General features: G+C 40.5%; 13 protein-coding genes and 1 pseudogene. 3 read left to right on the forward strand and 11 right to left on the reverse strand.

Going from position 1 to position 15,092, the window contains the following annotated elements; translation table 11 throughout:
* Positions 1-168: 168 nt before the first annotated feature.
* From ilvC to ACT3S4_RS12150, 3 genes are all read right to left on the reverse strand, one after another.
* Positions 169-1,185 (reverse strand): ketol-acid reductoisomerase, encoded by a 1,017-nt coding sequence (ilvC, locus tag ACT3S4_RS12140; protein ID WP_045446660.1) that lies wholly within the window; start codon positions 1,183-1,185, stop codon positions 169-171.
* A gap of 147 nt (positions 1,186-1,332) precedes the next feature.
* Positions 1,333-1,830 carry an acetolactate synthase small subunit gene (gene ilvN, locus ACT3S4_RS12145; RefSeq protein ID WP_045454430.1) on the reverse strand — a complete coding sequence of 166 codons (498 nt, stop codon included), beginning with the start codon at positions 1,828-1,830 and terminating at the stop codon, positions 1,333-1,335.
* Entirely contained in the window at positions 1,830-3,542 is a 1,713-nt protein-coding gene (locus ACT3S4_RS12150; RefSeq protein ID WP_444761145.1) for an acetolactate synthase 3 large subunit, read from the reverse strand. The genes ilvN and ACT3S4_RS12150 overlap by 1 nt, the downstream gene beginning before the upstream one ends.
* 982 nt (positions 3,543-4,524) lie before the next feature.
* On the opposite strand from ACT3S4_RS12150, the gene ACT3S4_RS12155 reads away from it, so the two are divergent.
* Positions 4,525-5,022 carry a DUF4124 domain-containing protein gene (locus ACT3S4_RS12155; protein ID WP_045446657.1) on the forward strand — a complete coding sequence of 166 codons (498 nt, stop codon included), beginning with the start codon at positions 4,525-4,527 and terminating at the stop codon, positions 5,020-5,022.
* An 8-nt stretch (positions 5,023-5,030) separates the two neighbouring features.
* On the opposite strand, the gene ACT3S4_RS12160 is transcribed toward ACT3S4_RS12155, so the two are convergent.
* Positions 5,031-6,770 carry an NAD(P)H-hydrate dehydratase gene (locus ACT3S4_RS12160; RefSeq protein ID WP_444761141.1) on the reverse strand — a complete coding sequence of 580 codons (1,740 nt, stop codon included), beginning with the start codon at positions 6,768-6,770 and terminating at the stop codon, positions 5,031-5,033.
* A 192-nt stretch (positions 6,771-6,962) separates the two neighbouring features.
* Here ACT3S4_RS12160 and queG point away from each other — a divergent pair, with 192 nt between their 5' ends.
* The gene (gene queG, locus ACT3S4_RS12165) at positions 6,963-8,195 is read left to right on the forward strand and encodes a tRNA epoxyqueuosine(34) reductase QueG (RefSeq protein ID WP_444761142.1); all 1,233 of its coding nucleotides are present in this window, start codon (positions 6,963-6,965) and stop codon (positions 8,193-8,195) included.
* A 101-nt stretch (positions 8,196-8,296) separates the two neighbouring features.
* On the opposite strand, the gene lysM is transcribed toward queG, so the two are convergent.
* From lysM to ACT3S4_RS12195, 6 genes are all read right to left on the reverse strand, one after another.
* Positions 8,297-8,806, reverse strand: a complete 510-nt coding sequence (lysM, locus tag ACT3S4_RS12170) for a peptidoglycan-binding protein LysM (protein WP_444761143.1) — start codon at positions 8,804-8,806, stop codon at positions 8,297-8,299.
* A 268-nt stretch (positions 8,807-9,074) separates the two neighbouring features.
* The gene (acpP, locus tag ACT3S4_RS12175) at positions 9,075-9,311 is read right to left on the reverse strand and encodes an acyl carrier protein (RefSeq protein WP_025652201.1); all 237 of its coding nucleotides are present in this window, start codon (positions 9,309-9,311) and stop codon (positions 9,075-9,077) included.
* A gap of 282 nt (positions 9,312-9,593) precedes the next feature.
* Positions 9,594-10,322, reverse strand: a complete 729-nt coding sequence (gene fabG / locus ACT3S4_RS12180; protein ID WP_045454442.1) for a 3-oxoacyl-ACP reductase FabG — start codon at positions 10,320-10,322, stop codon at positions 9,594-9,596.
* Entirely contained in the window at positions 10,319-11,287 is a 969-nt protein-coding gene (gene fabD, locus ACT3S4_RS12185; RefSeq protein ID WP_087814664.1) for an ACP S-malonyltransferase, read from the reverse strand. Before fabD ends, fabG begins: the two co-directional genes overlap by 4 nt.
* 437 nt (positions 11,288-11,724) lie before the next feature.
* Complete coding sequence (rpmF, locus tag ACT3S4_RS12190; protein WP_011512869.1) at positions 11,725-11,907, reverse strand: 50S ribosomal protein L32; 183 nt, start codon at positions 11,905-11,907, stop codon at positions 11,725-11,727.
* Between the two features lie 337 nt (positions 11,908-12,244).
* Entirely contained in the window at positions 12,245-12,838 is a 594-nt protein-coding gene (locus ACT3S4_RS12195; RefSeq protein ID WP_201553341.1) for a YceD family protein, read from the reverse strand.
* 281 nt (positions 12,839-13,119) lie between these two features.
* On the opposite strand from ACT3S4_RS12195, the pseudogene ACT3S4_RS12200 reads away from it, so the two are divergent.
* A pseudogene (locus tag ACT3S4_RS12200) lies at positions 13,120-13,419 on the forward strand (elongation factor P hydroxylase); the annotation flags it as partial.
* A 376-nt stretch (positions 13,420-13,795) separates the two neighbouring features.
* Here the strand turns inward: ACT3S4_RS12200 and ACT3S4_RS12205 are convergent.
* Positions 13,796-14,734 (reverse strand): Arc family DNA-binding protein, encoded by a 939-nt coding sequence (locus ACT3S4_RS12205; RefSeq protein ID WP_298907776.1) that lies wholly within the window; start codon positions 14,732-14,734, stop codon positions 13,796-13,798.
* Positions 14,735-15,092: the final 358 nt, after the last annotated feature.

A 15,092-nucleotide genomic window follows, 5' to 3' on the forward strand; every position in this document is an offset into this window, starting at 1 on the left:
AATCAATGAAGGCTAGATATATGAGGCATCGATTGGTCGTTTTCAACCAACACCAAAACGATTGTGGTTAAAATTTCACTAAAGTAGTGCAAACTAAAAAAGCCCACACTATTAAGTAATAGCATGGGCTCTTAGATCTATATCAGCGATTAATCTCTTAATACTGAATTAGTTTTTTTCTTTATCGATGATTTTATTACCACCGATCCAAGGCATCATGCCACGTAGCTTAGCGCCAGTGATTTCGATTTGATGCTCTGCATTGTTACGACGACGAGCAGTCATTGATGGATAGTTGGTTGCGCCTTCAGAGATAAACATCTTCGCGTACTCACCAGACTGAATGCGTTTTAGGGCATTACGCATGGCTTCACGTGATTGCTCATTGATGACTTCAGGACCAGTTACGTATTCGCCATATTCAGCGTTGTTACTGATTGAGTAGTTCATATCAGCGATACCGCCTTCATACATGAGGTCTACAATAAGCTTTAACTCATGTAAGCACTCAAAGTAAGCCATTTCTGGGGCATAGCCAGCTTCAGTTAGGGTTTCAAAGCCCATTTTCACTAGCTCTACTGCACCGCCGCAAAGTACCGCTTGCTCACCAAATAGGTCAGTTTCAGTTTCATCTTTAAAGGTTGTTTCGATGATACCTGAACGACCACCACCAACACCAGCAGCATAAGACAAGGCTAATTGCTTGGCTTGACCTGAGGCATCTTGGTAGATAGCGATAAGATCAGGGATACCGCCGCCTTTTGCAAACTCTGAACGTACCGTATGACCGGGTGCTTTTGGCGCAACCATGATGACATCAAGATCACCACGTGGTACGACTTGGTTATAATGAATCGCAAAACCATGAGCAAATGCTAGGGTTGCACCTTCTTTGATGTTTGGTTCGATTACATCATTATATAACTCTTTTTGAAACTCATCAGGCGTCAAAATCATGATGACATCAGCGGCTTTTACCGCTTCTTCTACTTCAGCTACTTTTAGACCTGCGTTTTCCGCTTTTTTCCATGAGCCAGAGTTAGCACGTAGACCAACGGTCACATCAACGTCTGAATCTTGTAGGTTAAGCGCGTGTGCATGGCCTTGTGAACCATAACCAATGATGGCAACTTTTTTACCTTGGATGATTGATAGATCACAATCTTTATCATAATAAACGTTCATAAACAGAGTCCTTTTCCTAAATCATGGCTTGCCATGGATAAATAAACACTTAAATTATAATCACCTTATCGAAGTGATGGGTGAGATAAGCGCTATGTTAATGTTTGAATAAATAATTTGACCTACAATAGGTACAGTAAGCACCCATTATAAACTGAGCGTTTTTTCGCCGCGTGCAATACCAATCACACCCGAACGCACCACTTCCATAATACGTTCACGACCAATCACATCAATAAAGCCGTCAAGTTTGGCTTTGTCACCGACGATTTGAATGGTATATAGATTGGCGTTCACATCAACGATTTGTGCGCGGAAAATATCGGCACTGCGTTTAATCTCTTCACGTACGCCACCCGTCGCCCGTACTTTTATGAGCATCAACTCGCGCTCGACGTGTACGGTATCTGATAGATTAAGCACTTTAACCACTTCAATCAATTTATGCAATTGCTTGGTGATTTGTTCTATTTTTTCAGGTGACGTAATAGTGGTCAATGTTAAGCGAGAAATACTCGAGTCGTCTGTTGGCGCAACGTTCAAAGTTTCAATGTTGTAGCCACGTTGAGAGAACAAACCGACCACTCGCGACAACGAACCCGCTTCGTTTTCCATCAATACCGAAATCAGATGTTGTTGTTGCATTAGGTACGCTCCCCTTTTGTTAACCACATATCACGCATTGCTTGCCCAGCGATTTGCATCGGATATACATGCTCGTTACGATCGACATAAACGTCAATAAATACCAATCTATCTGTTATTGCCATGGCTTCCGCCAATTGCGCTTCCATGGTCGCAGGATCAGTAATCTTGATACCGACGTGACCATAGCTTTCAGCGAGTTTGACAAAGTCTGGTAGTGAATTCATATAAGAATGGGCATGACGACCTTCATACAGCATATCTTGCCACTGCTTCACCATACCTAATTGGGCGTTATTTAGATTTAAGATTTTAACTGGCAAATTATATTGTAAGCAGGTTGAGAGCTCTTGAATATTCATCTGAATAGAGCCTTCACCCGTGATACAAACCACGTCACGCTCAGGGTTAGCAAGTTTGGCTGCCATCGCATACGGCAAGCCAACGCCCATCGTCCCTAAACCACCTGAGTTTAGCCATTGGCGCGGCTCATTATAGGTATAATAAAGCGCTGCAAACATCTGATGCTGACCGACGTCACTGGTGATAATAGCGTTACTATTCGTCACTTTATCTAAAGCTTGAACCACCGCTTGAGGCTTAATGCCATTATCAGTGCTGGTGTCATAACGCAGGCCATGACGCTTACGCCACTCATTAATCTGTGACCACCAATCCAACAATGCTGGTTGATCTAATTCTTTATCTTCACCAACAATCTCTAGTATATCGGTCAGGACAGATTTAACATCACCCACGATCGGAATATGCGCATTAATCGTTTTTGAAATAGAGGTAGGATCAATATCAATATGAATAATCGTCGCATTTGGACAGAATTTTTTGACATTATTAGTGACACGGTCATCAAAACGTGCGCCAACTGCCAAGATGACGTCGGCATGATGCATGGTCATATTGGCTTCATACGTGCCATGCATACCGAGCATACCCAAGAACTGACTATCAGAACCAGGGAACGCACCCAAGCCCATTAAGGTATTGGTTACTGGTAAATTTAAACGGTGCGCAAGATTAGTAAGCTCTTTATGCGCATTGCCTAAAACAACACCGCCACCAGAGTAAATAATCGGACGCTTTGCAGCAAGCAGCGTTTCAACCGCTTTTTTAATCTGACCACTATGACCTTTTAATGACGGCTGATACGAACGTATAAACACTTCTTCTGGATAAGCGTAAGCAAACTTTTCACTTGGCGCGGTCATATCTTTTGGTACATCAATGACTACAGGACCTGGGCGTCCAGACTGAGCAATATAAAAGGCTTTTTTGACAATCATTGGAATTTCGCTAGCGTGGCGCACTTGAAAGCTATGCTTCACGATAGGACGTGATACACCGACCATATCTGTTTCTTGGAAGGCATCTTCCCCAATTAGGCTGCTAGGTACCTGACCTGCGATGACCACCATCGGCACAGAATCCATAAACGCTGTTGCGATAGCCGTTACGGTATTAGTAGCACCCGGACCTGACGTCGCTAATACTACACCTGTCTGCCCTGTGACTCGCGAATAAGCATCTGCCATGTGACCGGCTGCTTGCTCATGACGTACTAAAATATGCTCGATATTTTCTTGTTGAAACAAAGCATCATAGATATGAAGAACCGCACCACCTGGATAGCCAAAAATATATTTGACTCCCTCATCAGTCAGTGATTGCACCAACATCTCAGCACCAGATAGCATTACAGGTTGCTCACTACCTTCAGCGAGGCGTTGTTGCTTTTCTTCAAAATTTTTGGCGGCATTCCCCGTTTGGGTATGTCCCGTCATATTCGGACTTTGCGTGGTTTGCGTCACTGTCATCACCTTTTTTTTGTCAAGAGTTGGCGTTCATTTATAAGAGAAAACCACGCTATTTACACAAGATGGTTCATCTTATAGAAATGGCTGCAAATCCTTATCCATATCAAGAATGTGTGCCCACTATCTCTAAGTAACGCTGTTTTATAAGACAGCAGGCTACTCAAACACAGCAATATATGTAAGGTCAGTTTTATGGCAGGAGTCTATCGATGTACAGTGACAAGATGCGTGTGCATCTATAAAAGAAGCTTATTATTGATAAATAGCAGATAGCATTTACAACAGATTGATTTATACAGAGGCATTGATATTCACAACTTAAATCACTCTCACAGCCAATACTAATTTATAAAATGGTTAGATTTTACGGCAGGCTTATTAAAAAGATTTAATTGCTGAATATTTTTCCATGTTTAATACAACCGCTAGAGTCACGCTTAGCGCATTTTAAATAATAAGTTTATCTTAGTCATTGTAGACAGATAAGTCCGGAGACAATACATAAAGTCATCGATAACAATCGTTATGATTACTATCTTTGCAATATCATTGTCACAAAGAAACGAAAACTGCGTAAGCCACTGATAAGTAACCTATCGTCCTCATTTTCAAGTGCCACGGCAATATCATAAAAGCCGCTCACTGACCAATCAACTGCTATTATATTCGATGGTTTGTGAGCTATTGTCAAGAAAAACTTCTAAAGCCCATCCCTAACTATTAGTTATTAAATAATATACATTCATAAGGATTATTTGTTAGAATCGAAAGCCGGTACATTTTTAGTACCATTCCAACACTTAAATGTTATATTGACACATATATACACATCTGTTTTTTACCCCTTGAGAGGATTGCTACTATGGCATATGCGTCTAAAATAAATACTGCTACCAAACTGCTTATGAGTACTGCGTATGTGCTAATGCTGTCGATGAATGCCAGTCATGCTATTCAAGTTTATAAATCTGTTGGTGCACATGGTGAGGTCAAATACAGCCAACATGCACCGCAAAATGGTAAAAACATTGAGCTGATTGAATTTCGTAGTGATGGCAGACAAAGCAATGCAGGACAATTGGCTGGCAAAACAGATGCCAATCAAAGTACTAATACTCAAAGCGTAGAAGAACAAAGAGTTGCAGCGCTTGAAGCACGGATTAAAGAACAAGAAGCACAAGCCAATGCACAGCGTTGCCAGTCACTCCGCAATAATTTGACCAACTTGAATGTCGGCGGACGTATTTATGAGATGGATGCAAATGGCAAGCGTCAGTATTTAGACGGTCGTGAAATTGAGCTCAAACGTGAACGCGTACAGCAGGCAATTGATCAGTATTGTGGCAACTCAACTACCTAGGCTTAATGCTAATTATAGACGTTAATCAATAGCTGCATTACATGACGAATGGCTGCTGGCATATCCTGAGCTTGTAGTCCTCGTTGTCCAACCAATAACGTATTATTACTCTGATTGACCAGCGTATCCCCTGCTAATCCATGTATAACAACCGCCTGATGCAAGCTTTGCATTCCTGACGATAAATCTTGTTGTGCTAGCAGACCAGCAATGACACCGGATAACACATCACCCATGCCAGCCGTCGCCATACCTGCATTACCGACAGCACAAACATAAACGCGGTGCTCATCTAAGCCCTGCTCTAATATCAAAGAACCTGTGCCTTTTAGCACCCATTCACCACCATAAGTTGTAGCGCACTGTTTTATCGCTTGTAGTCTATTGCTTTCCACTTCACTGATTCTCTTATTCAGTAATCTAGCAGTTTCGCCACTGTGCGGTGTCAAACAAACTTGATGATTAACGCTATATTCTCGCAGCTGACTGACCAATTCATGATGCTCTAATTGCAATGATGCCAAATGATAAAGTCCATCAGCATCAATCACTATTGCCTTTTTAGCTATCATCGCAGTTTGTAGGTATTTTATAAATAACACTTTTGCTTTTTCATCACGACCAAGCCCCATACCAATCGCAATCACAGTGACTGACTTGATTAACTCCTGCACTCCGTCCATATCATGCAAATTAATCGTCATTGCATCTGGTAGCGAAGTTAATAGGGCGCTATGAAAAGCCTCATGGCAAGCAACTGTAATTTTACCCGATCCTGCCGCCATCGAGCTCGAAGCAGACAGTATCGCAGCGCCGCCCATACCTTGTGAGCCATCGATACGATTACCGCCAATAATCAGTACATGACCATAGCTACCTTTGTAGCTATTTTGACGGCGAGGACTTAGACCATATGCAGTAGTAATCAGTTTTGCTACTGGCATGAATCTTTTATCGTTTATTGCATAAGGTATCAGCGGTATATCAACTACCTTGCCGCTATGATCCATACCATCTTTGGTATGCAAACCGAATTTCCGTGTAATTAAGCATAGCGTTATATCAGCCTGTATAGCCACATGCTCAAACACTTCGCCAGTCGAAGCCACCAAACCACTTGGAATATCAACCGCAATGGCCAAGGTACTATTTCGTTCAGATAACTTATTAAAAGTGCTAATGGCTGTTTTATAAACACCTGTAGGCGCACGATCCAGTCCAATACCAAACAGTGCATCAATATAAACATCGGCTTGCAGATTACCATCTACTCCTTCTTCTAGCTCACAAGCACTATTTTCAAAGCGTTGATAAGGGCAATTAGCCAATAGCGCCTCTTTTAGGGCTTTTTGTGCGTCGGAGAATACAGTTGTGTCATTGGTATCAAAATCATCACTCTCAAAACCAACTGTCACCACTTGTACCTGCCAACCCATTTGCTGTAAATAATAAGCAATGAGCCAACCGTCGCCACCATTATTACCCTTTCCAACCCAAATGCTCACTCGATGCTGGCGCATATGACGACGAGGCACATAAGTAGTGGCTGATGGATATATGTTTAATTGTTTTTGTTCATATAATTGCTCTATGTGTTGCGCCATTTGCCAGGCTGCTTGTTTCATCAACCCAAAACTATCGTGACCCTCTACAAACCATGCTTGCTCCATCGCATAGAGTTGTTCACTGCTATATAACAGGATAGGTTTTGTACTTTTTATAGGTGATAAATTGATCTGATTTTTCATAACTAATCCTTGAGTATTTTTTGCTGATTTTTTATTTTATTGAGATATGATTACTATCATTTAGCATCAGCTTAGCAAACGCTTACATCAACGTATGTATCGATATGAATGTGAAATTATTTGCTTTTATACTTGCGCTCTTAGCTCACTGGCTTATTATATCGATATTCACTCTATCGCCTACTGTCACACATGAATAATCTTCCTAAAGTAAACTTGCCTATCTCTTCAACTCAGCAGAAATCAGCTAAGCAAACCTCTGCTGAACCTAAGCCTGCGTCCAAAAAAAAGATTAATGTGAATAATAGCCCAATATTTACCACCACAGCAGATGTCAAACAATGGATTAAAGACCAAGCACAGGCTTTAGGGTTTGCCGACTGCGGTTTTTTATCGGTGCATCACCCTTTATTTGCTAAGCAGATTGTACAATTGCAACAATGGCTCGAAAAAGGTTATGAGGGACAACTGCAGTTTATGCATAACAACCATGAACTGCGGGCAAATCCTGACCAACTGGTAGAAGGGGCAAAAACCATCATCAGTGTCCGTATGGATTACCTGACTCAAGCACCAACCCCACGTACGATCACTGACAATGACTACCCCAATCAAGGTATCATCGCTCGTTATGCCAGGGGACGCGACTATCATAAAACGATGCGCAGTCGTTTGAAGCAATTGGCACTAAAGATAGAAGCCATGCTTCCTGAGTGGCAACACCTCAATATAGGTTCAGAGCAAGATTTTATTTTTAGGCCTTTTAGCGACTCTGCTCCTATTTTCGAGCGACCCATTGCCGATGCTGCTGGTCTTGGCTGGACAGGAAAGCATACCTTATTAATCAACAAGCAAGCGGGTTCATTTTTTGTATTGGGTGAGCTATTTATTAGCCTCGAATTACCTGATGACAAACCCGTCAAAGAGCATTGCGGCAGTTGTAGCGCTTGTATCGATATCTGTCCCACTCAAGCGATTGTCGCGCCCTATGAGCTCAATGCTGCCGCTTGTATCTCCTACCTTACTATCGAGCACGACGGTATTATTGATACAAAATACCGCCGCGCGATTGGTAATCGCATCTTTGGCTGTGACGACTGTCAACTTATCTGTCCTTGGAATCGCTACGCCAATCTTACACCTGTAGAGGACTTCGCACCACGGCATAACCTTGATAGCAGCAGTTTGCTTGAGCTGTGGCAATGGCAAGAAGCTGAATTTATGAAAAAAACTGAAGGCAGCCCGCTTAGACGCACAGGCTATGTGAACTTTTTGCGTAATATCGCGATTGGTCTTGGAAATGCTAATGGTAATGAAGAAACCATTACTCAGTTACAATCAAAGTTGGGCGTACATAACGAAATGCTCGATGTACATATCAATTGGGCCATAGCTGAACAGTACGAGAAGTTAAAAAACCTCTAAATCTTAAGTTTATATTTCTATACGCCAAAAAAATGCCTCTTATTATAGTAAGAGGCATTCTTTATTTTATTCACGCATATCTCTGACAGTTCAAAACCATATTATGGCTTAGGAATGCGTAGTACTTGACCAGGATAAATCTTATCAGGGCTTGATAGCATCGGCTTATTGGCTTCGAAGATTTTCATATAATCATCCGCTGAACCATAAACCTCTTTTGCGATCTTAGACAAGCTATCACCAGATTTTACGGTATACATCGTAGATTCAGGGGCATCCTCTTCGATATCGATATTATCAATCACTTTAGCGACGTTCTGAACGTTACCAATAGCGATAATGGCTTTTTCACGGTCAGCCTGAGTTTTAGCATTACCACTGATTTCGGCAGTATCCGTCGAACCATTATATTTAATTTTTAGGTTACTGATATTGAGATTCTGCTGCTGAATGCGACGCAGCAAAATGTTGGCAACCGATTGCGCTGAAGGCTCGCCACTGGCGACTGGTGTACTAGCATCTGCTTTGGTTTCTGATTTAGCATCATGCTTATCATCATCACGGTTAAAAATCTTATCACCGATGTCTTTTGCAAAACTAAACATACCCATATAATTGCTCCTTGAAGTATTTTTATTCATTATTAATCATTATTGTTTTAACGATAATTTTTTAATTATTACCATCATTTGCTATTGCTAGCGTTCTGAGTATAGCAAAGATGTTCCATTTGAATAGTAAGAGTATGTTGAGTAATGTTAAATGAGCCAAGCTTATGTTAATGCTATATTGGCTTTGTTATACTAAATGACAGCCATAAAAAAACCGCCTATCTATCAAGATAAACGGTATTGTAAAACTTGCTAAGTGAATAGCGAATTATAGCTGAGCTTGTACGTAGTCGATTGCTTTTTGAACCGTCGTCAATTCAGCTGAATCTTCATCAGGAATGGTAATGCCAAAATCGCTTTCGAATGACATAACCAACTCAACGAGATCCAATGAATCAGCGCCTAAATCTTCCATAAATGATGCATCATTGTTGATATCTTCAACATTCATACCCAATTGCTCAGCTACTGCAGCTTTAACTCTTAGCTCGGTATCATTACTCATGTAGATTTCTCCTTTTTGATCTATTATTTTGGCAAGTCACCATAGGCCTATCATTAGGCTCTACAGCATTGTATATAAAATCATATCTTCAGATTAGCACAGCTATCTGAGTACTTTGTAACTTGTTTTATAGCTGGTTATACGTTTTGACTGATGTCTAGTAAAGCCCTGCTATAATACAGGGCTTTGACATAAAAGTATCCGTCATTATAACACCCTTTATTATAGTTTACACTCGTGCACAGAGTTTTTTATTATAACTGTGTAACACTTGTTTATCACCTACATATACATACCGCCATTGACAGGGATAACAGCGCCTGTGATATAACTGGCCTCATCGCTGGCTAAGAAATGTACGGCTGCGGCAATGTCTTCTGGCTGTCCAAGGCGACTGATAGGTACAGCGTCTAGCATAGAGTTCAATAGGCGCTCATCAAGCTCGTCCGTCATATCCGTTTCGATCAAACCAGGGGCTACGCAATTAATCGTCACTTGTCGTGAGCCAATTTCACGCGCGAGCGTACGGCTGAACCCTTCGACGCCTGCTTTGGTCGCCGCATAGTTAGATTGACCGGCATTACCCATTTGCGCAACGACAGAGGTTATATTGATGATACGACCACGACGTGCTTTCATCATACCGCGCACAGCACGTTTACTCATGCGGTATACCGACGTCAAATTGGTATCGATGACATTTTCCCAGTCGTCATCTTTCATTCGCATCAGCAGACCATCTTGGGTGATACCTGCATTATTGACCAAGACTTGTACTGCGCCGTAGACGCTCTCAATCTCTTCAAACAGCTTATCAATTTGTGCGGTATCACGCACGTCTAGAACACGTCCAATACCGCCACTATCGTGGAGATAACCATCAATCAGCTCAGCACCTTTTTCCGTAGTCGCTGTACCAATAACAAAATGTCCTTCTTTGGCGAAACGTTTGGCAACGGCTTTACCAATACCACGGCTAGCACCTGTCACTAGAGTAATCGTACGACTCATGATAACACCTCCATTAATTTATCAAGACGAGCGGGCTTGTCAGTAGGATAGCTCGTAATTGGCTGTGCTTGGCGCTTCGCCAAGTTGCTCAATACATTACCACTGCCACATTCGATTAAAATATTAATTTGTTTGTCAGCCAGCTCTTGCATGGTTTTTGACCATAACACTGGTTGGCTTAATTGCTCCGTTAATGCCTGCTTGATACCGACCGCACTGCTCTCAACACGCGCATGTCGATTTTGGATAACAGGAATCGTCGCTTGATCAAATTTTATTTCTGCCAGAATCTCAGCCAATGCACTACTGGCTGGCTCCATAAGCGCGCAATGTGATGGTACGCTGACCTTTAGCGGGATAGATTTTTTGCCGGTGTTTTGCACTTTATCAATAACGGCATTCACACCAGCAGCATTACCCGATATCACCACTTGTCCTGGACTATTAAAGTTGGCTGCACCTACAATGGCACCTTCGACATGTTCAGTCGCTTGCTCACACAAATTTTCTACTCGATTATCCTCAAGCCCTAGCACTGCTGCCATGGCAGTATCGACACCTACAACGGCTTCTTGCATCAACTGACCGCGCTTATGTACCAATTTAACCGCATCAGCAAGCGATATGACCTCAGCCGCACAAAGCGCACTGTACTCACCTAGAGAATGACCCGCTAAATAACAAGGCGCTGTGGTTATTTTTTGTTTTAAGATACGCCAAATGGCGATGCTGGCCGTCAGTAATGCAGGCTGAGTATATTGTGTTTGATTGAGTTTTTCTTCATTTTGACAGATTGCCCATAAGTCTTCACCAAGCGCGGCGCTAGCTTCAGTAAAGGTATCGAGAATCTCTGGATAGATTTCAGCAAGCTCACTAGTCATCCCGACTACTTGCGATCCTTGACCAGGAAAAATTACCGCAATACGTGTCGGCGGCTTTTTTACCATATCGGGTACAGAGGCCATAACCAATATTCCTTATTTAATTGGAAATATCCCTAAAAACAATTGGGGTTTATTATATTATTAGAGGCGATATAAAGCCGTTACTTTAGTATTTGTCTAAAAAAACGGATTATCGATAAACTATACACTGACGCACACTATTATCATAGTGGATGCTACTGAAACACGTATAGTAAAAGATACCACTCAAATTAAAACGGTAGAGTATATCGGTTCATTTTCATATTTTCTAAAGGCACATGGTAAAAGGTTGTTCAAATACCTACCATAAAAGCCAATAGCAAAAAGCCAAGTTATCTAGCCACATAATATATGATAGCGAAATAACTTGGCTTTCTTCAGCTCAAAGCATATTACCTAATAACAGCGTTGCAAAAATAATGACAGTCACCAGTACTATCATTATTTTTACAATCAGCTATTGAATAGCCAATAATTTAAGCGTCTTGACTAACTTTAAACAACTGGCGACCACGGTAGAAACCATCTTTAGTCATGTGATGACGACGATGTTTTTCACCAGTGGTAGCATCTACGCTTATCTCAGCGATTTCCATACGATGATGTGAACGGCGCATGTCACGACGAGAACGACTTTTACGACTTTTTTGAACGGCCATGATATAGCTCCTATACTTAAAAGGGGATAAGCTTGAAATTCAGCTTTAATCGACACTGACAGAGGCTATATAATCACAACAACCTAAGTCTTACGCATCATTAGTTAAATAGATTGCCACGTATTAAAGTGTTGATTACGTCTAAAATCTATAGTTAGTCTGCAAGATCAGCATCTATCTGCCAGTAGCAGATTGCTAGAATGCAATAAACGGGACATTATACGCATGTTTAGCGGATTAATAAAGCCCTGCTTCTCACTCTTTGGTAGAAAGCTGATGAAAGGTATCATAAATTTATTAAGTAGTACATTGATATATGACTTGTCTCTTAATAAGATTACAACTTGCCTTTTAGCGAGGCTAAAGCAGCAAAAGGATTTTCGCTTTCTTCCTCTTCTGGGATCTCACCAAATTGCTCTACCGTCATTTCACAGTCGTCATGTTTTGGCGACATCGGCGTCTTCAGTAATATCTCATCTTCTACCAATTTTTTGAATGGCAATAAAAGCTCTGGTGCAGGCTCAGTAATAATTTCATCAAGTAATAAATAGTCTTGTTCATCATTGATTGAACGTGCTTGGCTCTCATCTTCTAGTAGCGCAATATTATAATCATCAGACAAATCGATAGCCACTGGCTGTAGGCAACGTTGACAGGTTAACCAAACTTCACCCGTCAGTGTGAATGCCAAATGTAAGACATTATTGCGTCGATACAGATTGGCATTAAGCGAGATGTCTGCTTGTTCATGTTCGGTGGCTAAGGTAGCAGCAAGACGTTTGAAAGCGCTTGGCTCTACCTCTCCTGTCCATTCATAACCAGTATCTGCCCATTTATCCAAAGAAATAGATTCAGGCATACTAGTAGATAAAGGCGCTTTTTTATTATCAGCATAACCTGCTGACGGTTTACTTTTTGGAGTGCTTGACATGCGCGACCTCATTCATCAAAACGGTGTATAATATTGCCTGCCATACTAACGGAAAGCATTGAGCGACGCTAGCGCTAGTATGTTAAATTTATTTGATATAAGCTCTATTTTCATCTCTTTATTTCTCCTATTTATATTCAAAGATAGTTCTTCTTTTCATCTTTTATTTGACCAGTGTTTTACCTATGAATGTGTTTAATGATAAACCTGACTTCTCGAACCTACTTTCTGCACTTGAAGCAAAAATACTATTGCAACGTCTCACTACGTTAACCAATAATGTGAATGCCTCTTCCACTGACTCGTGGAACCTTAACAACAATCAGTGCTTAGAGGATGTAAAAAGTGAATGGCAAAGGTTAGCTGCTATCAAAGGCTTAGATAGCACTCCATCATTGGTTAATAAATACGAGCAAGCGGCTACTGATTGGCTCATCCAATTATTCAATAATTTATTCACTCATCAAAACGTTACATTGGTTCGTGGACAAGGAGAACCAGAGTACTTTCCGGCACAAAATAACGAACCCGCAAAAATTGAATTCGCTCATGGATTTTTTGCTAGCGCATTGCATGAGCTGCACACACCTCCTTATAGGTTGACATGCTAGATAACTCATATTTTAATGATGTACATATAAAGCATATACCCCATACCTCTACCTTCAACTATTACCAAGGTAATTTATAGACATTCTTACATCATGATCACATATCTACTTGCTTAACTAGAACATTTGTACGCTTTCATTCTATCCGGACTATTAATAAAAACAGGCTCAATTCTTTGAGAGTATTGAGAGTGTCAAGAGACTATGCTTTGCTTGACCAATGTTATTCACAGCAAATAAAAAAAGGCAGTGCAATAAGTGATTGAGACTTATTGCACTGCCTTTTCATAACTTTAATCTTTCTCATCTACTAACATTTAAGAAGTTAGAATCTTTCTAGTCAACATTACTTCATATTGAATAAACTTTTATTTCTATCAATATAGGCAGCATTAGACATACACATCTCATACCAGCCCTTCCAATAGCTATTATTTTTCTTTGAATACATTGAGCTGTCCCAGATATCTTCAATCCAATGACTGTGCCTATATTTTTCAATAATCTTAATCGGATTCTCTCTTGCCCAAATAAGTTCGTTGTAATCTGCTTCTGATATTATTGCGCCCTGAATTTTCAGAAGATGATATCGGCATAAATACTTTAGAGTTAAAGATAACAATGCTCGATCCTCAGAGCCTCCAATACCTACCTTTTCACTTATATGTACGCGAGTATCTAAAACCGAACCCCGCCAAGTATCATAGTGCTTTATGATTATTAATTCACCATTTTCTGTATTATTACGAGCAAACCACAGTGCTTTAACTTCATCTTGGTCATTGCCTTGTAATAACCGTTTTGCATTGTCTTCAATATTAGAGCCGAACTCAAACTTTTCTTTTTTATAAGGCTTGTCTTCATCATGAATTAGCCAGTCAGTTTGGCAGCCAAAATATCTCGCTAACTCCTCTAACTCTTCGAATAATGGTTCTATACGCCCTTCAAACCAACTTTCAATCTTGCCAACACTGTTATATTCCAATACCTCAGCTATCCTTGAAATACTTGGAGTATAAAAACCACCGACTGCTTCAGATTCACTCAAAAGAAAATTGAGTTTTTCAGATATCAAGAGCAAGCGCTTACTACGTAGATGAGCGTCAAAAAAGTCTCTCAACTCTTCCATAGCATCAATATAACTACCCGTTGGACTTTCAAAAGATTTCTCTAATCGAATTTGAACTTCAGAATTAAGTGAACGTCCGTTTTCTTTTGACATCTCAGAGATGAGCTTCTTCAACTCTACAGGAATTTTTATATTCAGCTGTGCTTTCTGTGACATCTCTAAGCTCCAAACAGTATGAATGAGAAATAAATTGGAGAGAGAAATTCTATCATAGAGAACTTGTCAAGAGTCCACCATAGTGGTACCCTAATTTGTAAACAAAGAATTAATAATTCAATAACCTATAAGAACTAATTAATTTTGGAATTTAATATATAAGAGATGAGTTCCAACCATTGCTCAAACATTTAGATAAGGTAATTAATAATCTAACTAAAAATAGCAAAAAGCTGTCAACTATTTAGTGAATAATGCTCCATAGTTCGAAGCTAATAACTATAGGCAGCTATCTTGATCATACTCTAGGAAGGAACCTAAGTTTTGAGACATACCCTCAACGATCTTTTTAAATCCA

Source organism: Psychrobacter sp. AOP30-A2-5, assembly GCF_052378115.1.
Lineage (GTDB): Bacteria > Pseudomonadota > Gammaproteobacteria > Pseudomonadales > Moraxellaceae > Psychrobacter.